Origin of the sequence: Rhizobium sp. WYCCWR10014, assembly GCF_001657485.1 — a bacterium.
Taxonomy (GTDB): domain Bacteria; phylum Pseudomonadota; class Alphaproteobacteria; order Rhizobiales; family Rhizobiaceae; genus Rhizobium.
In genome coordinates this window covers 160,745-183,975 of sequence record NZ_LXFU01000024.1, presented here as the reverse complement: position 1 = coordinate 183,975, position 23,231 = coordinate 160,745, and the positions used below count along the sequence as shown (strand labels likewise).

Annotated in this window: 23 protein-coding genes; 13 read left to right on the top strand and 10 right to left on the bottom strand. The window is 63.4% G+C overall.

The features are described 5' to 3' along the window. The first annotated feature begins 96 nt into the window (after positions 1–96). Both A6U98_RS03810 and A6U98_RS03805 read left to right on the top strand, forming a co-directional pair. A complete protein-coding gene (locus A6U98_RS03810) occupies positions 97–1,725 on the top strand; it encodes a CTP synthase (protein WP_012757532.1) in 1,629 nt (542 codons plus the stop codon). A 71-nt stretch (positions 1,726–1,796) separates the two neighbouring features. Next, positions 1,797–2,267, top strand: a complete 471-nt coding sequence (locus A6U98_RS03805; RefSeq protein ID WP_064648145.1) for an SRPBCC family protein — start codon at positions 1,797–1,799, stop codon at positions 2,265–2,267. Positions 2,268–2,309: 42 nt separating this feature from the next. On the opposite strand, the gene A6U98_RS03800 is transcribed toward A6U98_RS03805, so the two are convergent. After that, positions 2,310–3,398, bottom strand: coding sequence for a citrate synthase/methylcitrate synthase (locus tag A6U98_RS03800; RefSeq protein WP_064648144.1), 1,089 nt, complete (start codon positions 3,396–3,398; stop codon positions 2,310–2,312). A gap of 83 nt (positions 3,399–3,481) precedes the next feature. On the opposite strand from A6U98_RS03800, the gene A6U98_RS03795 reads away from it, so the two are divergent. From A6U98_RS03795 to A6U98_RS03770, 6 genes are all read left to right on the top strand, one after another. Further along, on the top strand, positions 3,482–4,627 hold the full coding sequence (locus tag A6U98_RS03795; protein ID WP_064648143.1) for a citrate synthase: 1,146 nt from the start codon (positions 3,482–3,484) through the stop codon (positions 4,625–4,627). A gap of 137 nt (positions 4,628–4,764) precedes the next feature. Beyond that, a complete protein-coding gene (locus A6U98_RS03790) occupies positions 4,765–5,283 on the top strand; it encodes a FecR domain-containing protein (RefSeq protein WP_064648142.1) in 519 nt (172 codons plus the stop codon). 4 nt (positions 5,284–5,287) lie between these two features. Then, the gene (locus tag A6U98_RS03785) at positions 5,288–7,144 is read left to right on the top strand and encodes an adenylate/guanylate cyclase domain-containing protein (protein ID WP_064648141.1); all 1,857 of its coding nucleotides are present in this window, start codon (positions 5,288–5,290) and stop codon (positions 7,142–7,144) included. 99 nt (positions 7,145–7,243) lie between these two features. Beyond that, positions 7,244–9,199 carry a DEAD/DEAH box helicase gene (locus A6U98_RS03780; RefSeq protein WP_064648140.1) on the top strand — a complete coding sequence of 652 codons (1,956 nt, stop codon included), beginning with the start codon at positions 7,244–7,246 and terminating at the stop codon, positions 9,197–9,199. A 65-nt stretch (positions 9,200–9,264) separates the two neighbouring features. After that, positions 9,265–9,699 carry a GNAT family N-acetyltransferase gene (locus A6U98_RS03775; RefSeq protein ID WP_064648139.1) on the top strand — a complete coding sequence of 145 codons (435 nt, stop codon included), beginning with the start codon at positions 9,265–9,267 and terminating at the stop codon, positions 9,697–9,699. Positions 9,700–9,724: 25 nt separating this feature from the next. After that, positions 9,725–10,390: a 50S ribosomal protein L11 methyltransferase gene (locus A6U98_RS03770; protein WP_064648138.1), complete on the top strand. Its 666-nt coding sequence runs from the start codon at positions 9,725–9,727 to the stop codon at positions 10,388–10,390. Between the two features lie 9 nt (positions 10,391–10,399). Here the strand turns inward: A6U98_RS03770 and glp are convergent, their stop codons facing one another. Genes glp through A6U98_RS03745 form a run of 5 tightly spaced genes read right to left on the bottom strand, consistent with a single transcriptional unit; the run spans position 10,400 to position 15,858 of the window. Then, the gene (gene glp / locus A6U98_RS03765; RefSeq protein WP_064648137.1) at positions 10,400–11,623 is read right to left on the bottom strand and encodes a gephyrin-like molybdotransferase Glp; all 1,224 of its coding nucleotides are present in this window, start codon (positions 11,621–11,623) and stop codon (positions 10,400–10,402) included. Beyond that, positions 11,620–12,117 (bottom strand): cyclic pyranopterin monophosphate synthase MoaC, encoded by a 498-nt coding sequence (moaC, locus tag A6U98_RS03760; RefSeq protein WP_064648136.1) that lies wholly within the window; start codon positions 12,115–12,117, stop codon positions 11,620–11,622. Before moaC ends, glp begins: the two co-directional genes overlap by 4 nt. 1 nt (position 12,118) lies before the next feature. Continuing rightward, positions 12,119–12,931: an indole-3-glycerol phosphate synthase TrpC gene (gene trpC, locus A6U98_RS03755; RefSeq protein WP_064648135.1), complete on the bottom strand. Its 813-nt coding sequence runs from the start codon at positions 12,929–12,931 to the stop codon at positions 12,119–12,121. 9 nt (positions 12,932–12,940) lie between these two features. Next, entirely contained in the window at positions 12,941–13,957 is a 1,017-nt protein-coding gene (gene trpD, locus A6U98_RS03750) for an anthranilate phosphoribosyltransferase (protein ID WP_064648134.1), read from the bottom strand. 8 nt (positions 13,958–13,965) lie between these two features. Continuing rightward, positions 13,966–15,858 (bottom strand): peptidylprolyl isomerase, encoded by a 1,893-nt coding sequence (locus A6U98_RS03745; RefSeq protein ID WP_064648133.1) that lies wholly within the window; start codon positions 15,856–15,858, stop codon positions 13,966–13,968. Positions 15,859–16,077: 219 nt separating this feature from the next. Between A6U98_RS03745 and A6U98_RS03740 the strand changes: the two genes are divergently transcribed. Then, complete coding sequence (locus A6U98_RS03740; protein ID WP_025394620.1) at positions 16,078–16,359, top strand: hypothetical protein; 282 nt, start codon at positions 16,078–16,080, stop codon at positions 16,357–16,359. Positions 16,360–16,461: 102 nt separating this feature from the next. Here the strand turns inward: A6U98_RS03740 and A6U98_RS03735 are convergent, their stop codons facing one another. Next, positions 16,462–16,716 (bottom strand): GlsB/YeaQ/YmgE family stress response membrane protein, encoded by a 255-nt coding sequence (locus tag A6U98_RS03735; protein WP_018242084.1) that lies wholly within the window; start codon positions 16,714–16,716, stop codon positions 16,462–16,464. A gap of 558 nt (positions 16,717–17,274) precedes the next feature. Continuing rightward, complete coding sequence (locus A6U98_RS37045; RefSeq protein ID WP_197496338.1) at positions 17,275–17,412, bottom strand: hypothetical protein; 138 nt, start codon at positions 17,410–17,412, stop codon at positions 17,275–17,277. 205 nt (positions 17,413–17,617) lie between these two features. On the opposite strand from A6U98_RS37045, the gene A6U98_RS03730 reads away from it, so the two are divergent. From A6U98_RS03730 to A6U98_RS03720, 3 genes are all read left to right on the top strand, one after another. Next, the gene (locus A6U98_RS03730; protein ID WP_064648132.1) at positions 17,618–17,773 is read left to right on the top strand and encodes a hypothetical protein; all 156 of its coding nucleotides are present in this window, start codon (positions 17,618–17,620) and stop codon (positions 17,771–17,773) included. Positions 17,774–18,265: 492 nt separating this feature from the next. Then, complete coding sequence (locus A6U98_RS03725; protein WP_064648131.1) at positions 18,266–19,138, top strand: transglutaminase family protein; 873 nt, start codon at positions 18,266–18,268, stop codon at positions 19,136–19,138. A 138-nt stretch (positions 19,139–19,276) separates the two neighbouring features. After that, positions 19,277–20,104: a transglutaminase family protein gene (locus A6U98_RS03720; RefSeq protein ID WP_064648130.1), complete on the top strand. Its 828-nt coding sequence runs from the start codon at positions 19,277–19,279 to the stop codon at positions 20,102–20,104. A gap of 25 nt (positions 20,105–20,129) precedes the next feature. Here A6U98_RS03720 and A6U98_RS03715 read toward each other — a convergent pair whose 3' ends face one another. Then, positions 20,130–20,351 carry an alkylphosphonate utilization protein gene (locus tag A6U98_RS03715; RefSeq protein ID WP_064648129.1) on the bottom strand — a complete coding sequence of 74 codons (222 nt, stop codon included), beginning with the start codon at positions 20,349–20,351 and terminating at the stop codon, positions 20,130–20,132. 102 nt (positions 20,352–20,453) lie between these two features. After that, on the bottom strand, positions 20,454–21,350 hold the full coding sequence (locus A6U98_RS03710; protein ID WP_064648128.1) for a LysR family transcriptional regulator: 897 nt from the start codon (positions 21,348–21,350) through the stop codon (positions 20,454–20,456). Between the two features lie 144 nt (positions 21,351–21,494). On the opposite strand from A6U98_RS03710, the gene A6U98_RS03705 reads away from it, so the two are divergent. After that, entirely contained in the window at positions 21,495–22,916 is a 1,422-nt protein-coding gene (locus A6U98_RS03705) for an MFS transporter (RefSeq protein WP_064648127.1), read from the top strand. Positions 22,917–23,231 lie beyond the last annotated feature (315 nt).

The following is a 23,231-nucleotide window of genomic DNA, read 5'->3' as shown; positions in this document are numbered from 1 at the left end:
TCTTTTGTTCAGATTCCTGCGCCACGCTCCGAAAGTTCCGGAAAAGAATTTTTGGGGCTGGTGGAATCGTTTTTGAAAAGGTATCCGGTGAATCCCATGGCGCGATACGTATTCATCACTGGCGGCGTGGTTTCCTCTCTCGGAAAAGGAATTGCGGCCGCGGCTCTCGGAGCGTTGCTGCAGGCCCGTGGATATCGGGTCCGGCTTCGCAAGCTCGACCCCTATCTGAACGTGGATCCGGGCACGATGAGCCCGACCCAGCACGGCGAGGTCTTCGTCACCGACGATGGCGCGGAAACCGATCTCGATCTCGGTCACTACGAACGCTTCACAGGGCGTTCGGCGACCAAGACCGACAACATCACCACCGGCCGTATCTACAAGAACATCATCGACAAGGAACGGCGCGGCGACTATCTCGGCGCGACGGTGCAGGTCATTCCGCACGTCACCAACGAGATCAAGGATTTCGTTATCGAGGGCAATGACGACTACGATTTCGTCATCTGCGAGATCGGCGGCACGGTCGGCGACATCGAAGCGATGCCGTTCATGGAGGCGATCCGCCAGCTCGGCAACGACCTGCCGCGCGGTACCGCCGTCTACGTTCACCTGACGCTGATGCCCTATATTCCGGCGGCCGGCGAGCTCAAGACCAAGCCGACGCAGCATTCGGTGAAGGAACTGCAGGCACTCGGCATTCATCCCGATATCCTGCTGGTGCGGGCCGACCGCGAAATTCCGGAAGCCGAGCGCCGCAAGCTCTCGCTGTTCTGCAACGTTCGCCCGTCTGCCGTCATCCAGGCGCTCGACGTCGCCAACATCTACGATGTACCGATAGCCTACCACAAGGAAGGCCTCGATGACGAAGTGCTCGCGGCCTTCGGTATCGAGCCGGCGCCGAAGCCGCGGCTCGACCCGTGGGAAGAGGTCTGCAACCGCATCCGCACGCCGGAGGGCGAGGTGACGATCGCGATCGTCGGCAAATATACCGGCCTCAAGGATGCCTATAAATCGCTGATCGAGGCGCTGCATCACGGGGGCATCGCCAATCGCGTCAAGGTCAATCTCGAATGGATCGAGTCCGAGGTCTTCGAAAAGGAAGATCCGGCGCCCTATCTCGAAAAGGTGCACGGCATCCTGGTGCCCGGCGGCTTCGGCGAGCGCGGTTCGGAAGGCAAGATCCACGCTGCCCGCTTTGCCCGCGAGCGCAAGGTGCCGTATTTCGGCATCTGCTTCGGCATGCAGATGGCGGTCATCGAGGCGGCGCGCAATCTCGCCGACGTGTCCGGTGCCTCCTCGACGGAATTCGGCCCGACGAAAGAGCCGGTGGTCGGCCTGATGACCGAATGGGTCAAGGGCAACGAATTGCAGAAGCGCACGGCAGCCGGCGATCTCGGCGGCACGATGCGCCTCGGCGCCTACAAGGCGGCGCTGAAGAAGGGCACGAAGATCTCGGATATCTACGGTTCCACCGATATTTCCGAGCGTCACCGCCATCGCTACGAGGTCAATATTGACTACAAGGACCGGCTCGAAAACTGCGGCCTCGTCTTCTCCGGCATGTCGCCGGACGGCGTGCTGCCGGAGACGATCGAATATCCCGATCATCCCTGGTTCATCGGCGTACAGTACCACCCGGAACTGAAGAGCCGGCCGCTCGACCCGCATCCGCTGTTTGCCAGCTTCATAGAAGCGGCGACGGAACAGAGCCGCCTCGTCTGATGCATGCAAACCAGATCGCGTTGTTTGAGGCGCGATCTGGATAACACCCATGCCTGCGCTAACTTGCCGGCATGACCCCTTCACGCAGCACGGCCGTCTCACGCTTTATCGCAGCGCCGCGCGAGCGCATCTACCGCGCCTTCCTCGATGCAGATGCCGTCGCCACTTGGCTTCCGCCTGATACCATGAAGGGCATCGTTCATGCCTTCGAGGGCAGGGAAGGCGGCGCCTTCAGCATGTCGCTCGTCTATCCCGACGACGAGGCATCGCAGCCGGGCAAGACTTCCGACAAGACGGACAGGTTCGAAGGCCGATTTGCCGAGCTCGTGCCCGACGAACGAATCGTCTGGGCAACGGTCTTCGATTCCGAGGACGAGGGCTTTTCCGGCGAAATGACCGTCACCACGATGTTGTCGCCTGCGGATGGAGGCACGGATGTGACGATGGTCTGCGACAATATTCCGTCCGGGATCCGCCTCGAAGACAATGAGGAAGGGTGCCGCTCGACGCTCGACAAGCTGGCCGCTTTCGTCGGCGGTTGAGAATCGGCGGCAGGATATGCCGCCGCCGAATTCAACCTTCACTCACGCAGCCGCCGGCAACGGCCCGATATAGACCGAGCGTGGCCGGATCAACCGACCGTCGAGCGCCTGCTCGCGGGCATGGGCCAGCCAGCCGACGGTGCGGCCGATCGCGAAGACACCGGTGAAGGCCTGACGCGGGAAGCCGAGCGCTTCGAGCAGAAGCGCGGTATAAAACTCGACATTGACGTCGAGCGGCCGGTTCGGCTTGCGCGCCTTCAGGATCGCCAATGCAGCGGCCTCCACGGCTTCGGCCAATGTACCGCGGGCGCTGTTTACCTGTCCGGTTGATATCAGCGGCATCAGCGCGCCCTTCAGCGCATCGGCGCGCGGATCGCGGACGCGATAGATACGGTGGCCGAAGCCCATCAGCCTTTCGCCGCGGTCGAGTGCTTCCTCGAGCCACGGGTAAGCATTCTCGGCCGTTCCGATCGCATCCAGCATATCGAGCACGGGACCGGGCGCGCCGCCATGCAGCGGCCCTTTCAGCGCGCTCACCGCCGCGAGTACGGAAGAGGTGAGGCCGGCCTGCGTCGAGGCAATGACGCGCGATGCGAAGGTCGAGGCATTGAGGCCATGGTCCGAAATCGTCACGAGATAGGTGTCGAGTGCCGCTGTCTGCTCCCTGGTCGGCAATTTTCCGGTCAGCATACGCAGGATATCGGCCGCCTGCGGCAGCGAGGCGTCGGGCGCGATCGGCTTTTCACCGCGTTGCAGCCGCAAAACCGCCGGCAGGAAGACGGCGGGCACCGCCAGAAGGCTGAGCGCGGTATCGAAATCCTCGCCGTCGGGCAGACGGGCAATCAGCGCCCGCATTGCATCGACCGGAGGCAAGGCGAGCAGGGCGGCATCGGCGGCCTCGATGTGCTCGAATACCCCAGTTCGTGCTTGCGCCAGCCAGTCGCGCAATTCTGCTTCGTCGAAGCTTTTTTCCATCAGCCCATCAAGCAATAGGGCGGCGACGCCTTCATAGGTGCCGTCTGCAACCAGGTGATCCAGCGATACGCCGCGAATGATCAGTCGTCCCGCTTCGCCATCGACATCCGAAAGCTGCGTTTCGGCAGCAATGACATCTTCCAAGCCGTTTTTCATGTTGTTTCTCCTTTACGGTCCGGATGATCCGACCTAGTTTCATTGACGTCAATCTTGACGCAATTGATCAACATGAGGTTCCGATGTCTTGGCTGACCGCCGAGGAGGCGCTGCAGGCGCTGAAGACCAAGCCGCAGACGCTTTACGCCAATGTCAGCCGCGGGCGCATCCGCGCCAAGGCGGATCCCGCCGACCCGCGCCGCAGCCTCTACCAGGCCGCCGACGTACAGCGGCTTGCCGAACGCCATGCCGGCCGCCGCAGGACCGAAACGGTCGCCGCCGAGGCGATCCGCTGGGGCGATCCGGTTCTGTCGTCGGCAATCTCCACCATCATCGGCGGGCGGCTTTTCTATCGCGGAAAGGATGCTGCCGGTTTCGCTGAAGTCGCGACGCTGGAGCAGACGGCGGCACTGCTCTGGAACGGCGCGGAGCCACGCTCCTGTGGCAGCGGGACCGGACATGCCTCTCCGTCGCTTCAGGCTGCCTTCCTGGCGTTGGCAGGGCGGGTGACATCCGATCTGCCATCGCTCGGCCGCTCGCAGGCAGCACTTCGGCGTGAGGCAAGCGGGGTTCTCTACACAGTCGCCGATGCGCTGGCGCCTGGTCCTTCCGACCGGCCACTGCATCTCAGGCTTGCGGCAAGCTGGCAGCGGCCGGTTGCTGCCGATTGCCTGCGCCGCGCGCTGGTGCTGCTTGCCGATCACGAACTCAACGCTTCAACCTTTGCGGCGCGGGTCACGGCATCGGCGGGTGCAGCCCTTTCGGCCACCGTGCTGTCCGGTCTGGCGACGCTGACAGGGCCGCTGCACGGCGCTGCCTGGCAGGGCGTCGGCGCCTTGATCGAGACCGCTTCCGCGCTCGGGGCGGAGCAGGCGATCCGCCGCACGCTCGCCCAGGGCAATCGCCTGTCGGCCTTCGGCCATCCGCTCTATCCCGACGGCGATGTCAGGGCCTTGGCGCTGCTTTCGCACTTCCCCCTTCCGCCGCAGTTTGCCGAGGTCCGGGACACCGGCGAGGAGATGGTCGGCGAGAAGGTCAACGTCGATTTCGCGCTTGCCGCGCTGGCCGCCGCCTTCGATCTCCCGAGGGAGGCGCCGATCATCATTTTCTCGCTTGCCCGTTCGGTCGGTTGGCTTGCCCATGCAATGGAACAGATCGACAGCGGCGAATTGATCCGGCCGCGGGCGCGCTATACCGGACCGGTGCCTGAAACGAATACTAGAGCGTAAGAATTTCGCTGGCGATTGCGACGATTTGCTTTTTTTGCCTAGGGAAATATTTGAATTCGTCTATCATACCTCACATGGAAGAAGACGGTTGGCGGCGCTTTCGAAAAGAGCTGTCTGCACGGTCAAGGGGACTTTCCATGAATACCACGCTTCGCAACCTGCTTGCCGCCGCACTCGCTGTCGGCCTTATTCCACATGGGGCGGCCTTTGCGCAGTCTGCCGGCTGCACGGTATCGCGTGATGCCGGCGCCCGCCAGGTGCTCAGTTGTCCCGGTGGCGTGACGGTGACGGCGGAGGCCGGCGCTGCCTACAGCCTCGTCGACCGCAACCGTGACGGCAGCCCCGATTCGGCATCGCTGCGCCGCAAGGCCATTCTCGTTGATGTCGATAACACCCAGCACGCCGGTGGTTTCCAGGTCGTGACGCCGCAGGCGATCGCGGCCGTGCGCGGCACCCAATGGGCTGTCGATGTCGCAGGCGGCCAGACCTCGGTGCTGGTCGTCAGAGGCAGCGTCGCGGTTCGCCGGCCGGCCGGCGAAGCGGTGGTGCTGTCGCCGGGCGAGGGCGTCGACGTTACCGCCGGAACCGAACCGCTCGTCGTGCGTCGCTGGCCGGCGCCGCGCGCCGCTGCCCTTCTTGCCCGTCTCGGCCAATAAGTCCATGAATCATCGCCTGCTGACAGTGATCGCGCTGCTGCTCGCCGGTCTTTGGGGATCTGCGCTCGGCTATGTCAATCTCAATGCCGGAAGCGGCCTTCTCGACCGGATGGAGGCCTCGCTTGCCGATATCCGCAGCGCCATCGTCGGGGCGAAGACACCGCCTCCCGTCGTCTCGATCGTCGCGATCGACGACCGCACAGCGGCAGCCCACGGCTATCCGCTCGATCGGGCGACACTTGCGCGTCTCGCCAACGTGATCACCGCGTTGAAGCCGAAGGCCCTGGCGATCGACATTCTGCTGGTCGATCCGGGGCCGGAGGCGGGTGATGCGGCGCTGACTGCCGCCCTTCGCGAGGGGAAAAGCGTGATTGCGGCCGCGGCCACTTTTGCGCAAAGCCGCCAGCGGGTCACCGATGCGGCCGAGGATCCGTTAGCCGCCATCCCGGAGGCAAACCAGCTGCTGTTGCCGCTTCCCCGCTTTGCCGAGGCAGCCGCGGTCGGCATCGTCAACGTCGCAACCGACCAGACCGGCACGCCGCGCTTTATTCCGCTGATCTCGCGTGCCGCGGACCGGTTGGATCCGGCTTTTCCGTTGCGTGCCGCGTCGGTGGCGCTCGGCGTCGATCCCACCATCGAACGTGACGCCATCATGCTCGGAAAGCTGCGTATTCCCACAGATATCGGCCAGCGTCTGCCGGTGACCTTCTATGGCGGGCACGGCAGCATCGCCACCTTCAGCGCCGCCGATGCGCTGGATGGCAAGCTTTCGGCGGATGCGGTCGCAGGCCGCATCGTCGTCATCGGTTCGACCGTCACCGGCGGCGGCGATGTCTTCCCGACACCATTCGATCCCGTCATGCCCGGCGTCGAGGTAATGTCGACGGCGATCACCCATCTCATCACCGGCGACGGCATGGTGCGCGACCGCAGGATGCGGCTGATCGATGCCGCCACCGCCGTCGGACTGCCGATCGTGCTCGTGTCGCTGGTCGCCTGGCGCCGGAGTGCGGCAGGCTATCTCATCATCGTGCTGACGCTGATCGTCTGGGCGATGCTCAATCTGTCGGCCTTCGCACATGGCTACTGGCTGAGTGCGGCGCTGCCGATCGCCGCAGCGCTGCCGCCGGCGCTGGCTTATGGCGCGGCCGAACTCTGGCTCGACCGCGGCCGTGCCCGCCATTTCGCCGAGCAGAGTGCGCTCCTGCAGCGCATCGAGGCGCCCGGCCTCGGCGAGTGGCTGGCGCGCGATCCGAATTTCCTCGCCGCGCCGGTGCGCCAGAACGCTGCCGTCATCTTCATCGATCTCTCGGGCTTCACCGGCCTCAGCGAAAATGTCGGGCCGGTGGCGGTGAGCGAGGTGCTGAGCGGCTTCTTCGAACTGGTCGACGAGGAGGCGCGCGCCCATGGCGGCGCCATCACCAGCTTCATGGGGGACGGGGCGATGATCCTGTTCGGCCTGCCGGAGCCCGCCGATGACGACGCCGCCCGCGCCGCTGCCTGCGCGGTCAGTCTGTGCGAGCGCACAAGGGCCTGGCTTCAAGCGCATGCGGGCTTTGCCCAGAAGAAGATCGGCTTCAAGGTCGGCGCCCATTGCGGCCCGATCGTCGCCTCGCGATTGGGCAGCGGCGACCGGCAGCAGATCACGGCGGCGGGCGACACCATCAACGTCGGCAGTCGGCTGATGGAGGTGGCCGCCCGCCATGGCGTCGAACTGGCGCTGAGCGCCGAAATCGTCCGCGGTGCCGGCCCCGATAGCGTGCTCACGCAGTCCGGCCGGATGGAGGGACCGCTAGAAACGGCGCTGCGCGGCCGAGCAAGCCGCATCGACGCCTGGCTCTGGCGCAGCCGCACGCTTTGACAATCGCCGCGGGAGCGGCTAGGAACGGCGCAAATACCCCGCCGGCTGGCTCCGGCCATGGCGCAGCAACGCGCCTGACAGCTCCGAAAGATCGAACTCATGACAGAATTTAACGGCGTCGTTCCGGCGATCGCCAAGGCGTTGCAGAAGCGTGGTTACGCCGAACTCACCCCGGTGCAGAAGGCGATGCTCGATCCGGCGCTTGCCGCTTCCGACGCGCTGGTCTCGGCCCAGACCGGCTCCGGCAAAACCGTCGCCTTCGGCCTGGCGCTGGCGCCGACGCTGCTTGAGGGCAGGGAGCGCTTCGGCAATGCCGCCGCGCCGCTCGCCCTCGTCATCGCCCCGACGCGCGAGCTTGCCCTGCAGGTGAAGCGCGAGCTCGAATGGCTCTTTGAGATGACCGGCGCGGTGATCGTCAGCTGCGTCGGCGGCATGGACATCCGTAGCGAGCGCCGGTCGCTCGAACGCGGCGCCCATATCGTCGTCGGCACGCCCGGCCGGCTTTGCGACCATATCCGCCGCAGGGCGCTCGACATGTCGGAACTGAAGGCTGCCGTGCTCGACGAGGCCGACGAGATGCTCGATCTCGGCTTTCGCGAAGATCTCGAATTCATCCTCGATGCGGCGCCGGACGAACGCCGGACGCTCATGTTTTCGGCAACGGTGCCGGCTGCGATCGCCAAGCTTGCCAAGAGCTACCAGCGCGATGCCGTGCGCATCAGCACCGCGGCTGAGGAAAAGCAGCATATCGACATCGAATATCGCGCACTGATGGTTGCCCCGAGCGACCGCGAGAACGCGATTATCAACGTGCTGCGCTATTACGAGGCGACCAATGCCATCGTCTTCTGCTCGACGCGCGCCGCCGTCAACCATCTGACGGCGCGGTTCAATAACCGCAATTTCGCCGTGGTGGCGCTGTCCGGCGAGCTGACGCAGAACGAGCGCACGCATGCGCTGCAGGCGATGCGCGACGGGCGCGCCCGGGTCTGCATCGCGACCGACGTTGCCGCCCGCGGCATCGACCTGCCGGGGCTCGATCTCGTCATCCATGCCGACCTGCCGACCAATCCGGACACGCTGCTGCACCGCAGCGGCCGAACCGGCCGGGCCGGACGCAAGGGCATCAGCGCCATGATCGTGCCGCTGAATGCACGGCGCAAGGCAGAGCGCCTGCTCGAGAACGCCGGTATTTCGGCTGCCTGGGCGCGACCGCCTTCGGCCGAGGACGTGAGCGAGCGCGACGACGAGCGGCTGCTCGCCGACCCGATTTTCAACGAAACGCCGCAGGAGGAAGAGCAGGGGTTGGTCAAGCAGCTTCTCGCCAGCCACGGCGCCGAAAAGCTTGCCGCCGCCTTCCTGCGTCTTTACCGCACCAATCATTCGGCGCCGGAGGACCTCATCGAGGTTACCGTGCAGGACGACCGCAGCCGCAAGCGCCGCGACAATGCCGAGCCCTACGAGCCGGCGCAGAAGGGACCGCGCGAGGATTTTGGCGCCAGCGTCTGGTTCTCCGTCTCGGTCGGGCGCAAACAGAATGCCGAGCCGCGCTGGCTGATCCCGATGCTCTGCCGCAACGGCAATGTGACGAAGCGCGAGATCGGTGCGATCAAGATGCAGCCTGAGGAAACTTTTGTGGAGATCGCCGCGGCGAGCGCCGAAAGCTTCCTGGCAGCGATCGGTCCGAACAAGGCGCTCGAACGTGGCATCCGCGTGACCAGGCTTTCCGGCACGCCGGATTTCAGCCGGGCGCCTGCGCCAAAACCCTATGCCGGCAAGCCATCCCGCGACGAGCGGCCGGATGATTCGTCCCGCAGCGAGCGGCCGAAGAACAAGTTCGGCAAGGGTCCGGGCGGCGGATATGCTGCAGCCGACAATAGCGGCGGGGAAAGACGGGATAGCAAGCCCTGGAGCAAGAAGCCGGGCAAACCCGCCTTCGATGGCCCGAAGTCAGACAAGCCGAAATTCGAAGGTGCTAGGTCCGATGGCCCCAAATATGAGGGCAAGGGCGGCGCCGCACCGAAGAATAAGTTTTCAAAGAAGAAGCCCGGCTGATTTTGGCGGCGGCCCTTCACTGGTCCGGCGGAGGGCTTTGGGCCGTATCCCTGAGGGAGGCAAGGATGGTGGTGGAAACGGCGATCCTCAGCGTCCCGGTTTTCAGTACGCTCTGCAATGAGGCCTTCCGGCTGCGGCGCGCTATTTTCGTGCATGAGCAGAAGGTTCCTGAAGCCGAGGAATTCGATGCCGACGATCTCAACGCCCATCATCTTGTCGCCGTCACGGCGGGCGAAGTCTCCGGCACGCTGCGGGTGATTTATGCCGAGGAACATGTGAAGATCGGCCGGGTCGCGGTTGCCGGCCAATGGCGCGGCCAAGGCATTGCAGCCGCACTGATCGGGCGAGCGATAGACCTGCATCGCGGTGCCCGCGACAACCGCTTCTATCTCACAGCACAAGCGGACAAGCTGCCGCTCTACGAGCGTTTCGGCTTCGTTGCCTATGGCGCGGAATTTCTTGACGGCGGCATGCCGCATCTTGCCATGAAAAATTACTGAGTTTCGCCGGCAGGAGCAGACGACGATGAAACGCCCCGGTATGCCAAATCCCGATCCGGCCGCCTTCATGAAGGCCAACCTGCCGATATCACCGGTTCCCTCCATCCCCGAGATTCGGCTTCATACGGCGGGACCTGCGAGCGGGCTCTGGCGGCTTGCCGGTCGTAGAGATGCCGATCCGCCGCCTTACTGGGCTTATCCCTGGGCCGGCGGCGCCGTGCTTGCCCGCCATCTGCTCGACGGGCCGGAAATAGTCGCTGGACGCCGTGTCCTCGATCTCGGCGCCGGCTCAGGGCTCGTCGCTATCGCTGCGGCAAAGGCTGGAGCGGGCGTGGTTACGGCGGTCGACATCGATGCCAATGCCGTTGCCGCGATCGGCCTCAACGCGGCGATCAACGGCGTGGATATCGTAGCCCGGGCCGCCGATATCATCGAGGATCCGCTGCCGGAGATTGACCTCCTCGTTGTCGGCGACCTGTTCTACGATCCAGCGCTAGCCTTGCGGGTCATGGCCTTCCTGCGGCGTTGCCAGGCGAGCGGCATCGAGGTGCTGATCGGCGATCCAGAACGGGCCTACCTGCCGCAGGACGAACTCAGCCGAATCGCCACCCATGCAGTTGTGGATTTCGGCAGAGGCAGCAGCGGCGGGGCGGTGCCCGCGGGCGTATTCTCGCTCTTCGGCAACGGCTGAAATGACGACTTATGCCAGAAGGTCCGGCCGCAACAGCATGACCGGGCAGGGCGCACCGGCTGGCAGTTCCGGCGCTTGCGGCGGGCGGATGACAAGGCAATCGGCTGCGGCGAAGACCTTCATCATCGAGGAATCCTGCTTGCCGAAAGGCTCGGCGAGCCAGTCGCCGGCAGCGGATTTCGTAAGTTTCGCCCTGATATAGTCCTGCCGGTGGTCATTGGCGCGCAGTGTGACGGCCGCCTCCACGGTTGCCTCGCGCTGCACCGGCGGCAGGGAGGCAAGCTTGCGGATCAGCGGCTCCAGGAAAAGCAGCGAACAGACGAGGCTAGAGACCGGATTGCCGGGCAGGCCGAGCACATGCGTCTCGCCGAAGCTGCCGACCATCAGCGGTTTGCCGGGGCGCATGGCGATGCGCCAGAAATCGAGCTGCATGCCGGCCTCGATCAGCGTGGCCTGCACCAGATCATGGTCGCCGACCGAAGCGCCACCGAGCGTGACGATCACATCGACCTTGGCGTCCCGCGCCGTGCCGATCGCCGCGCTGATCCTGGCCTTGTCGTCAGGCACGATGCCGAGATCGAGCACATCGGCGCCGGCTTTGCGGGCAAGGGCTGCGATACCAAACGTATTGGATGCGATGATCTGCGAAGGGCCGGGCGTACTTCCGGGCGGCAGCAGTTCGTCGCCGGTCGCGAGGATGGCGACCAGCGGGCGCCGCAGCACCTCGACATCAGGCCGGTTCATGCCGGCAGCAACCGTCAGCCGCGAGAAATCGAGCACGGTGCCGGCCGACAGAACGGCTTCGCCTTCGGCGAAATCCTGGCCGCGGGGACGCACATGCTGACCCTGCCGGACTGGGAAATTGGTTCTGATGCCGCCCTCGGTCTTCTCCGCATCCTCCTGCAGCAGGACGCTATCGGCGCCTGGCGGAACAGGCGCGCCGGTGAAGATGCGGACGGCCTCTCCCTGGCCGACGCTTCCCTCGAAGCCGTGGCCGGCGGAAGAGGTGCCGATGACCTTCAGCACGGCTCCCGGCTCCGGCGCGTCTTCACGGCGCAGTGCATAGCCATCCATGGCGGAGGCATTGAAGGGTGGCTGGGTCAGGCCGGCGGTCAGATCGACAGCCAGGACGCGGCCCTCAGCCTCGGCAAGCGGCAGCGTCTCGGACGCCACGACGGGCCTTGCGCGAGAGAGCAAGCGGTTCAGTGCCTCGGCGACCGGGAGAAGGTTCATCTTGCCTCCGGATGACGGAAATCGCCGGATTTTCCGCCGGACTTTTCAAGGAGCCGGATGCCACCGATCTCCATTGCCTTATCGGCCGCCTTGGCCATGTCGTAAATGGTCAGACAAGCGACCGAGACGGCGGTCAACGCCTCCATCTCCACACCGGTCTTGCCGGTCAGCTTGGCGGTTGCCGTAACGCGCAGACCGGGCAGGGCGGCATCGTCCTCGATCTCCACCGTGACCTTCGTCAGCATCAGCGGATGGCAGAGCGGGATGAGATCGGCGGTGCGTTTTGCCGCCATGATGCCGGCAAGGCGTGCCGTGCCGATCACATCGCCCTTCTTGGCATTGCCTTGGCGGATGAGCGCGAGTGTTTCCGGCGCCATCGTCACATGGCCCTCGGCAGTGGCGATGCGCACCGTCTCGGCCTTGTCGGAGACATCGACCATATGCGCCTCGCCGGAGGCGCCGATATGCGTGAGGCCTGGCTTTTGGCCGCTCATATCATTCGGCCGCGATGGCGGCTTCGCCAAAGAGCAGCGCGCGGGTGGCGGCGGCGACGTCCTCCTTGCGCATCAGGCTTTCGCCGACAAGGAAGGTATTGATGTCGACGGCCTGCAGGCGCTTGCAATCGGCATGGGTGAAGATGCCGCTTTCGCCGACCAGGAGCCGGTCTGACGGCACCATGGGGGCAAGCGCCTCGCTGACGCTGAGGCTGACTTCGAAGGTACGCAGATTGCGGTTGTTGATGCCGACGAGCGGCGAAGAAAGCTTCAGCGCCCGCTCCATCTCCCCGGCGTCGTGGACCTCGACCAGCACGTCCATGCCGAGGGCGGAGGCCTCGTCCTGCAGGCGTTCGGCCTCGGCGTCCGACAGCGAGGCCATGATCAAGAGGATGCAATCGGCGCCCCAGGCACGGGCTTCGTGCACCTGATAGGTCTCGAACATGAAATCCTTGCGCAGCGCCGGCAGCGAGCAGGCAGCGCGGGCGGCTGTCAGAAATTCCGGCGCGCCCTGAAAGCTCGGCCTGTCGGTCAGCACCGAAAGGCAGGCGGCACCGCCGGCCTCATAAGCGCTCGCCAGCGACGGCGGATCGAAATCCGGGCGAATGAGACCCTTCGAGGGGCTTGCCTTCTTGATCTCGGCGATCAGGCCGAAGCGGCCGGCATCACGCTTGGCAACGAGCGCCTTGTGGAAGCCGCGCGGGGCGGACTGGTCGGCCTGCATCGCCTTCAGATCGGCAAGCGACACTGCCGCCTTGGCAGCGGCGATCTCCTCGCGCTTGTAGAGTTCGATCTTCTTCAGGATATCGGTCATCGGGCAATCCTAGTCGATATCGTTGGAAACGGCGATGAGTTTGTCGAGGGCGAGCGCGGGGGAACCACTATCCAGCGACTGCGTGGCCAGTGTCATGCCGTCGCGGATTGTCTCGACCTTGCCGGCGATGACGAGCGAGGCGGCGGCATTGGCGAGCGAGATATCGCGATAGGCATTCTTGGCGCCGCCGAGGACCTCGCGAAGCGCTGCGGCGTTGGCGACACCATCGCCGCCCTTGATGTCGGCGAGCACGCAAGGGCTGACGCCGAAATCGGCGGGCGAGAGCTCGAAGGTGCGGATCTTGCCGTCTTCGAGCGCCGCGACTTGTGTAATGCCGGTCGTGGTGATCTCGTCGAGGCCGTCGCCATGGACCACCCAGACGCATTCGGAGCCGAGATCGCGCATGACTTCGGCAAGCGGTACCAGCCATTGCGGCGAGAAGACGCCGAGCAGCTGGCGGCGGACGCCGGCCGGACTGGAGAGCGGCCCGAGCAGGTTGAAGATCGTCCGCGTGCCGAGCTCGACCCTTGAGGGGCCGACATGGCGCATGGCGGAATGATGCAGCTGCGCGAACATGAAGCCGACGCCGGCCTCGGCAATGCAGCGGGAGATGATCTCGGGACCGACGTCGAGCTTGACGCCGAGTGCCGCCAGATTGTCGGCCGCGCCCGATTTGGAACTCAGCGCCCGGTTGCCGTGTTTGGCGACGGGAACACCGGCGCCGGCGACGATCAGCGCCGCCAGCGTCGAGATATTGTAGGTGCCGCTGGCATCCCCACCAGTGCCGACGATGTCGATCGCATCGGCCGGCGCCTCGACGGTCAGCATTTTCGAGCGCATCGCGGTCACCGCGCCGACGATCTCATCGACGGTTTCGCCGCGCACGCGTAGCGCCATCAGGAAGCCGCCGATCTGCGAGGGGGTCGCCTGGCCCGACATCAGGATGTCGAAGGCCGCGCGAGCCTCGTCACGCGTCAGCGGCTCGCGGCTTGCGGCCTTGGCCAGGAACGGCTTCAGATCGGTCATAAAGCCTCCTAGCGGACCGTCGCCTGTTCGGCGAGCGTCTGGTTGATCTGCGCCCCGTACTGCGTCTGCAGCAGGTTGACCATCTGATCGAGAATGTCATCGCCGGCGGCATTGGCCATGGCGGTGATCTGGGCGTCGCGGTTGTTCAGCACATCGCCGGTCGGCTGGGTGTTGACCTCGGTGACCTTCAGCAGGATCTGCGTCGAGGGATCGGCGCCGACAGCGCTGGCGACCGTATCGACCGGACCGGAGAAGGCGGCGGTGACGCCGGCCCGGCCGAGGACTGCATCATCGGTCGAGCGGGTGACACCGCTCTTGCTCTCGACGGCGATGCCGAGCGGTGTTGCGATATCGGCGAGTGCCGTGCCCTTGGCCGCTTCGGCCTTCAATTCACCGGCCTTCTTGGCGAGCTCGGCCTTCTGCTGCTCCGCCGTCCAGTCCTCGACGGCCTTTTCGCGCACTTCGGCCACCGGGCGCTCGCGGTCCGGCGTGATTTCGCGGACGTTGAACCAGACATAGCCGTCATTGCCGATCGGCAGCGGCGGCGCATCGACGCCGACCTCGGTCTTGAAGGCTTCGCCGAGCAGCTGCTGCTTGGCGGGGAGATCCTTGACCTCTTTGCCATCCTTGTCGGCGCCGGTCATATCGACGGCGTCGACGGCCACAGCGGTGAGCTTCAGCTGGCCGGCAATATCCTCGAGCGTGGAACCGCCCGCGCGCAGATCCTCGATGCGATCGTGAACGTTGATCACTTCCTGGGAGGCGTTGGAAAGCGCCAGCTGCTTGCGGATGTCCTCCTTCACCTCGTCGAAATTCTTCGTTGTTTCCGGCTTGATGTTGGTGACGCGCAGGATGACGGGGCCAAAGGAGCCATCGACGACAGGCGTCGTGCCGCCATCGCGCGAAACCGCGAAGGCGGCATCGGCAACGGCCTGGTCGGGAACCTTGTCCTTGGTGAACTCGCCGAGCAGCACGTCGCTTGCCGTCTTGCCCTGGTCGGAGACCAGCTGATCGAACGTGGTGCCGCTCTTCAGCGCCGTTTCGGCGGCGGCGGCGAGATCCTTGCTGGCGAAGGTCAGCTGTTCGATGGTGCGGCCTTCCGGCGTGCGATAGGTATCCTTGCTCTTGTCGAAGGCTTCGTGGATCTGGTCGTCGGTGACAGTCGCGGCATCGGCAATATCGGCAGGCTGCAGCTTGAGATAGACGAGCTTGCGATATTCGGGCGCCCGGTAGCGCTGCTTGACACCTTCGAACCACGTCGCCAGCACGTCGTCGGCAGGTGCCTTGATCGGCTCGATATTGGCATTGGTGAGCAGCAGGTATTCGATGCTGCGGCTTTCTTCGCCATAGAGCTTCAGGGCGTCGACCAGCGTCTTCGGTGCGGTGAAGCCGTTGGAGATGGCATCGACCACCTGGCTGCGGACAGCGACCTTACTGCGCTCCTTGATGTAATCGTCCTGGCGGATGCCGGCATTGCTCAGGCGTGAGATGAAGAGCTCGCGGTCGAACCGGCCGTTGACGGCCTTGAAAGCCGGATCGTCAGCGATCAGCTGGGCGAGGCGATCTTCGGAAAGGCCGAGGTTCATGTCTGCGGCGAGCTGGTCGAGCGAGGCGCCGGCGACGAGCTGGGCGAGCACCTGCTGCTCGACGCCGAAGGCGCGGGCCTGCTCGGGGGTGAGGCGCGTGCCGAACTGCTGGCTGAGGTTTGCCACCTGGCGCTGATAGGCGAGGTGGAACTCGTTGACGTCCACATGCTGATCGCCAACGGTCACGACCGTGGTGCTGTTGCCGCCTGATAGCAGCTCATGCGACACGCCCCAGACGCCGAAGGACGCGACGAGCAGAAGCAGGAGCAGCTTGGCAACCCAGGTCTGAGCAGCTCTTCTCAGGATATGGAACATAGAAACGCAAACCTCGCAGTATCATTGACCCGGGCGCGGGCGGACATTCGACGTTCCTTAAAACAAAGCCGACAGGAAATGAAGGGTTTGTCACACGAAAAGCTGCACGAGGCGGCCGCTCGGCCGCGGCGGCTTTGCAGAGAACAAAAGATCGGTGGCGGCGGAACCTTTCGGGCCGCCATTTCGTTGAAGCGGCATCCCATGAAACAGGAGCAGACCATGGCAGAATTGAAAACCGCTTCCGCCGAATCCACCGCTGCGCGCGTCAAGGCTGATATAGCAGCAGACGATCTGTCGGCGCAGGTCGCAGCCCTTCGCAACGATCTCTCGCGACTGACGGAAAGCGTGGTCGCGCTGGGGCAGGGGGCGAAGTCGGCAGTGACCGACGAGGCTTCGCTGATGACGGAACGGCTGCGCGACAAGGTGCGCGAAGAACCGCTCGTGGCACTCGCCGTGACGGCAGGCATTGCCTACGTGTTCGGCCTGCTCAGCCGCCGTTGAACGATTCAAGGCAAGGAAAAGCCGGACGTGATGAACGCCCGGCTTTTAGTATTTCCGTGACCGGTAAAGCGACCGAGGCCGGGCCAGTTGCCGCGACAGATGTCAGCGGCGGATGACGCGCCCAATCGCGATCAGGATGCAGGCACCGACAAAGCCGGTGATCAGATAGCCCAGCCAACCGGCAAGCGGCTGGATGTGCAACAGACCCAGTATCCAGTTGGCGACAATAGCGCCGATGATGCCGAGCAGTATGTTCATGAGCAGGCTCATGCTGCTGCGCATGGCCTTTTCCGCCAGCCATCCGGCGACACCGCCGATAATAATGGCTGCAATCCAACCCACGCCTGCGTCTTCCATGGTTATCTCCCTCCTGGCAAAACGAGTCACAGAATGCACGAAATGAAAGGAAGTTCCACTCCCAGTTACCGAGATCCCGTGTGGGTTCAGCAACTTATGTGACTCAGGGCTGCAGCAGGGTGACTGGAGAGTGCAGCGCGTGGGCGACAATCTGGAACAGCAGGCCAGCAATGGCGAGCATGGCGAAGCCAAACGGCATAATCAGGCTTTTGCTAAACATCGTCCCTCTCCCCTTTTGCGTAAAGCATAAGCGGAAGCGGAAAGAGCGCAACTATATTGTTAACGGATAGTTAAGGTTGGTAATTAATTAAAATTAAATACATCGAGGAGCGGAAAAATACTTGCGGATGTTGAAGTTTTTATTTTGCACCTTTCCCGTGTTGTTGACGGATCATTTGCGATCTATGCACTCCAGACCTTCCGGTCTCCGTCTTGTCGTCGAGGCGACAACTGGTGCTGCTATTTCTCCGGATCGCAAACAGTGGGGCCGCGGAACGCGGTCGGCATTGGGTTCCAGTAATCGGGCCCCTTAGGGCCAATCCGTTTGCCGCGGGGCAATCAGGTTCGGTGGACGATCAGCATGTAGACGAGGAAGGACACTGTTGCGACTGTCGCGGCGAAGGCGAGCTGATAATCCATGTCGTTGACCCCAGGTGGATGGCTCCGGTAAACGCCTGTGGCGTCACGGAGTTCCATGCCGCCCGTTCACGCGCATCGCCTGCGGATTGATTTTGGCGAAGAATGCGTCATCTTCCCTAGAACAGGATGATTTTAGGCCAGGCGGCCTAAAATCTGAGTCCTGTTCTAAATTATGAGGTAGAGCATGATGTCGTCCGGAAACCGCTCACACTTTTCGGCATCATGCTCTGAATCACCTTGTTCATTTCGGGGAAAACACTCGATGCCAAAAGCTGCAATCGTCATCGCCTGCACCTGCCTGCTGACACTTTCCGGCTGCGGCAATACCGCATACGGGCTGAAGAAGGATGGACAGGAAGCGAGCCACGCCATGGACAATGCGACACATCGGGTGCTTTCGGCCGGCGCCAAGAAGTGATGCGGGCGATGGAATAAAAAAGCCCGCCTGGGGTGAGGCGGGCTTAGGATTAACAGGGAGAATGGACGGATAGGCTCCGCCTCAACTAATAAAGCATTTTCTTAAGCGCATGACTTTACGTCATTCGACGTAACGGCGACCGGCAACGACCGATGCGGCCATGATTCGCAATCGAATCAGAGATATCCGGATCGAATCAGAAGTTGCCCCAGTTCTGAGCGCGGGCACGAGCGCGAATAATCCGGTATTCGCGACCGCCATAGAGCGAGCCGATTGTCAGCAGAAGCGTTAGAACGTCCCAGATGATATGCATGTCATCCTCTCAGGTTGGACGGCCCTGCCGTCGATCGGTGAAGATACAATAGCAATCTTTCGAACGTGCTTATATGACAAGAAATCGGGATGAGCGGGAAAGCCGGCAGGGCGCTTCCGCAGAGGAGAGGCGGCGCTTCCGCCTTGGAGCAGCAAATTGAACAGATTCGACGGTGGCTTATGACGATTTTCTCCGTCCGCCACATCACGTCCTATCGTTACGTCAGGGACGTCGATTTCGGCGAGCATCGCTTGATGTTCCGGCCACGTGACAGTTTCGACCAGCGGCTGATGGAGGCGTCGTTGACGATCTATCCTGAGGAAAGTCATGTGCGCTGGATCCACGATGTTTTCGGCAATTGCGTGGCGCTCGTCGATTTTTCGAGGCCGGCGTCCGAACTTCGTTTTGAAACCTGGATCACGCTCGATCATACGCCCCAGGTCGCTCTGGATCTCAAGGTGGACGATGCGGCTCTGACCTATCCATTCTCCTACGACAAGGACGAGATCGCCGATCTGACCCCGGCGATGCAGCGCCATTATCCCGACCCGAACGACGAGGTCGGACGCTGGGCGCGCCAGTTCGTGCGCCAGGGTCGTCCGACGGAGACCGGGCATCTGCTGATGACGCTCTGTTACGCCATCCGGGAAAGCTTCGTCTATGCACGGCGCCATGAACATGGAACGCAGACGCCGGTGCAGACCCTGCAGCTTCGCTCCGGCACCTGCCGGGATTTCGCGCTACTGATGATGGAGGCGGCACGTATTCTCGGCCTCGCGGCGCGGTTCGTCACGGGCTATGTCTATGTTCCCGACCGGGACGGCTCCACCGTGCTCGGCGGCGGTTCCACGCACGCGTGGTGCCAGATCTATCTTCCAGGCGCCGGCTGGACGGAGTTCGATCCGACCAACGGCATCGTCGGCAACCGCGATCTCATTCGTGTCGCGGTTGCCCGCGATCCGCGCCAGGCAGTCCCATTGAGCGGCAGCTATGATGGGGATGGGAAGGATTTCGACAGCATGACGGTACAGGTCAACGTCACCACGAGGTAATCTGGATTATTTCCGAGGTAATCTTGGATTACTCCGATCTGGCCACGTAGTGACAGTCCCGCGGCCACGGAACCGGGTAGCTCGATCAACGTTCCATACTCACCTCCACCGATGCGGAGACGTGACAAGGAAGCGACAATGAAGATACGTGCCGGGTTTCATCTGGGATACGAATGCATGCAGCCAACGCCGATGCTGCTCGTCCTCAATATTCACCCCTCCCGTCGCGCCGATCTTCTCAGCGATCAGATCCTGACATTCGACCAGCCAATCGAGGCCTGGGGCTATACTGATGTGTTCGGCAATGCCTGCAGCCGGATCGTCGCCCCGCCGGGCCTGACGACGATCTCGACGGAATTCGAAATCTACGACAGCGGTCAGCCCGACATCGTTCCCGACGATGCCGTCCAGCACGCGATCAACGACCTGCCGGACGATGTGCTGGTATTCCTGCTCGGAAGCCGCTATTGCGACACCGACAGGCTTGCGGATTTCGCCTGGGCGACCTTCTCGTCGACACCGCTCGGCTGGGCGCGCGTCCAGGCAATCTGCGATTTCGTCCATGACCACATCACCTTCGATTACCTGAAGGCCGACGTGCTCAGGACCGCGCATGGCGGCTTCACCGACAAGGCGGGCGTCTGCCGCGACTTTGCCCATCTCGCCATCGCGCTTTGCCGATGCATGAATATCCCGGCACGATATTGCACCGGCTATCTCGGGGATATCGGCGTTCCGATCGATCCCAATCCGATGGATTTCAGCGCCTGGTTCGAGGTCTTTCTCGGCGGCCACTGGCATACGGTCGACGCCCGCCACAACACGCCGCGCATCGGCCGGATCCTGATGGGAACCGGGCGCGACGCTACCGACGTCGCCATGTCGACGGCCTTCGGCCCGGCTACACTCTCCCGTTTCGAAGTAATCACCGAGGAAGTGCCGCAGGAGGCGGTGAAAGCCGATTGATCACAGAGTCGCGGGCGAGGGAACTTTATGCCTTCTTCAAAAACTCGGTTTTCAGCACGAGGCCTTTGACCTGCTTGGTGCTGCACTCGATCTCGCCCGGATTGTCCGTCAGGCGAATGCCCTTGACCAGCGTTCCGCGCTTCAGCGTCTCCGAGGTTCCCTTGACCTTGAGGTCCTTGATCAGCGTCACGGAATCGCCGTCGTGAAGCTGGCTTCCGTTGCTGTCCTTTACAATGATTTCGGTCATAATGTCCCCGTTTGGTGATCTCGGACGGGAAATCACGGCAACGCGGGATAGTCAATCACACGAACCGATCAATCGGCCTGACCTCAGATCCTACGCCGTCCTTCAATCAGCTCGCGCGCAGGTGTCCCGAACGCAGCCGCGCAGCCATCGATGCGCCGGATCGGCATCCATCCTGGGGTGCCAGAGCAATGACACCGTGATCTCAGGCGTCGAGACGGGGAGGGGAAAACTATGCATCCCCGCTCGCAAGGCTCCGGTGTGCCGTTCGGGCACGCTGGCGATCAGATCGGAGGCCCGGGCAAGCGCCAGCGCCGTGGAAAAGCCGCTGACGATGGTGGCGATCTGCCGTTCCAGACCGAGCGCGGTCAAGGCGTCATCGATCGGTCCCTTGTCGAGCCCCCGCCGCGAGACATAGATGTGCTGGCCGGCGGCATACCGCGAGGGCGTCATCTCGCGCTCGCAAAGCGGATGCCCCAATCGCACGACGCCGATGAAACGATCGCGGAACAGAGCCTGCGCCCGCACCTCCGGACCCGTCGTCCCGCTGACGACGCCGGTTTCCAGATCGACGGTCCCGTCGCGAAGCGGGGCGCTGTCCTTGTCCGGTTTCTGCACGAAGCGCAGCCGCACACCAGGCGCTTGTCGGCCGAGGCGGGCGATGAGATCAGGCCCGAAGCTCTCGGCAAAGCCTTCGCTGGTGCGCAGGGTGAACGTCCGGACCAAGCCGTCAAGGTCGAGCGCCTCGGCAGGACGCAGGACCGCCTGCGCATCCTCGACAATCCGGCCGACCCGCTCGCGCAGTTCGAGCGCGCGGGGCGTGGGGACGAGGCCGCGGCCGGCCCGCACCAACAGCGGATCGCCCGTCGTCTCGCGCAATCTCGCTAAAGCCCGGCTCATCGCCGACGGGCTGAGCCGCAGCCTTTGCGCCGCACGCGCAACGCTGCCCTCGGCAAGCAGCACATCGAGGGTGACTAGCAAGTTGAGATCAGGTGTCGACATGCATCAGCTATAACACGGCTTCAACTTGATGTGGCGTCAAACGCACGAATGAAGTGCAAATCATGCGCCTTCCGCCATATCAAGCAGAAGACTAGGTTTTCACCAGTTCCATTCGGGGAACTAAGAGAAAACGGAGTTCACGGGGTGAAATCGATCATTGCGCGAGGCGAGACAGTCGCCGAACAGGCATCCTCCGTGCGATGGGCGCTCGCCAGTCTTTCCCTCTCGATGTTGCTGCCGTCACTCGGCACCAGCATCGCCAATGTCGCCCTGCCGAGCCTGGCGCAGGCGTTCGATGCCGCCTTCCAGGATGTGCAGTGGATCGTTCTCGCCTATCTTCTTGCCATCACCACCCTGATCGTCAGCGTCGGACGGCTCGGCGACATCACCGGCCGCCGTCGGCTGCTGCTCATCGGCATCCTGCTCTTCACGCTGGCCTCGATCCTCTGCTGTGTCGCGCCGACGCTATGGCTGTTGATTGCCGCACGCGCTGTGCAGGGCGTGGGTGCGGCCATCATGATGGCACTCACCATGGCCTTTGTCGGCGAAACCGTGCCGAAGGAAAGAACCGGGCGCGCCATGGGGCTGCTCGGAACGATGTCGGCGATTGGTACCGCTCTTGGGCCCTCGCTCGGCGGCCTGCTGATCGCCGGGCTCGGCTGGCCGGCAATCTTTCTCGTCAACGTGCCGCTCGGCGTTCTGACCTTCGTTCTCGCCTATCGCCATCTGCCAGCCGATATCAGCAAGGGGAAGACGGATCGGAAGGGCTTCGACATCGCGGGGACGCTGCTGCTTGCGCTGACGCTTTCGGCCTACGCGCTGGCGATGACGATCGGGCACGGCCGCTTTGGCCCATTGAACATCGCTCTGCTCTCGGCCGCCGTCTTCGGCACCGGTTTGTTCGTCTTCGCCGAGGCGAGAGCGGCATCGCCGCTGATCCAGTTGACGGTATTCCGCAATCGCGTGCTCAGCGCCAGTCTGGCGATGAACGCACTGGTTTCGACTGTGATGATGGCGACGCTGGTAGTCGCGCCGTTCTACCTCTCCCATGCGCTCGGGATCAATCAGGCTCTCGTCGGCATCGTCATGTCGATCGGCCCCGTCATCTCCATCTTGAGCGGGGTCCCGGCCGGCCGGCTGGTCGACCGTCTGGACGCGCCATTCGTGGTGGTCGCAGGGCTCGTTGCCATGGCGGCAGCCTCCGTCGCCATGGCCGGGCTTCCCGGGATATCGGGCTACATCGCCGCCATTGCCATGCTGACACCTGGCTATCAGCTGTTCCAGGCGGCCAATAACACCGCCGTCATGGCGGATGTCGGCCCCGGCCAGCGGGGCGTCATCTCCGGCATGCTCAACCTTTCGCGCAATCTCGGGCTGATTACCGGCGCATCCCTGATGGGCGCCGTCTTCGCGTTCTCTTCGGGAACAGCCGATATCACAGCGGCGCATCCCGAGGCCGTCGCCTCAGGCATGCGGATCACCTTCGCCGTTGCGGCAGCAGTGATTATCGTCGCGCTCGCCATTGCGGCCGGGACTTACCGCCGCCGAGCGCTTGGGGAGAGTTGAGCCCGGCACTGATCGGCAGCGCGAGCGAAACCCAGACCAAGGTCCGATCCATCCCGGACTTCGTGCCCATAGGAACTTTCCGTCGATGCAATAGGTAGCTTCGACATGCGTGGAGGTGTTCGGAGTTTTGCTGTGACTAAAATGTTCGTTGCGGGGATGATACTGACGCCGCTTATCTTCTGGGGTTCTATTGGCGTGCTGATATATTCGTACTTCTCGTGAGGGCTGTCCGGCGAAACATCGACATCGCCGAGCCCGTATAAACATTCTGCGCCTTGACGATACCGGCCGATGGCGCCGAAGAGATTCCGGACT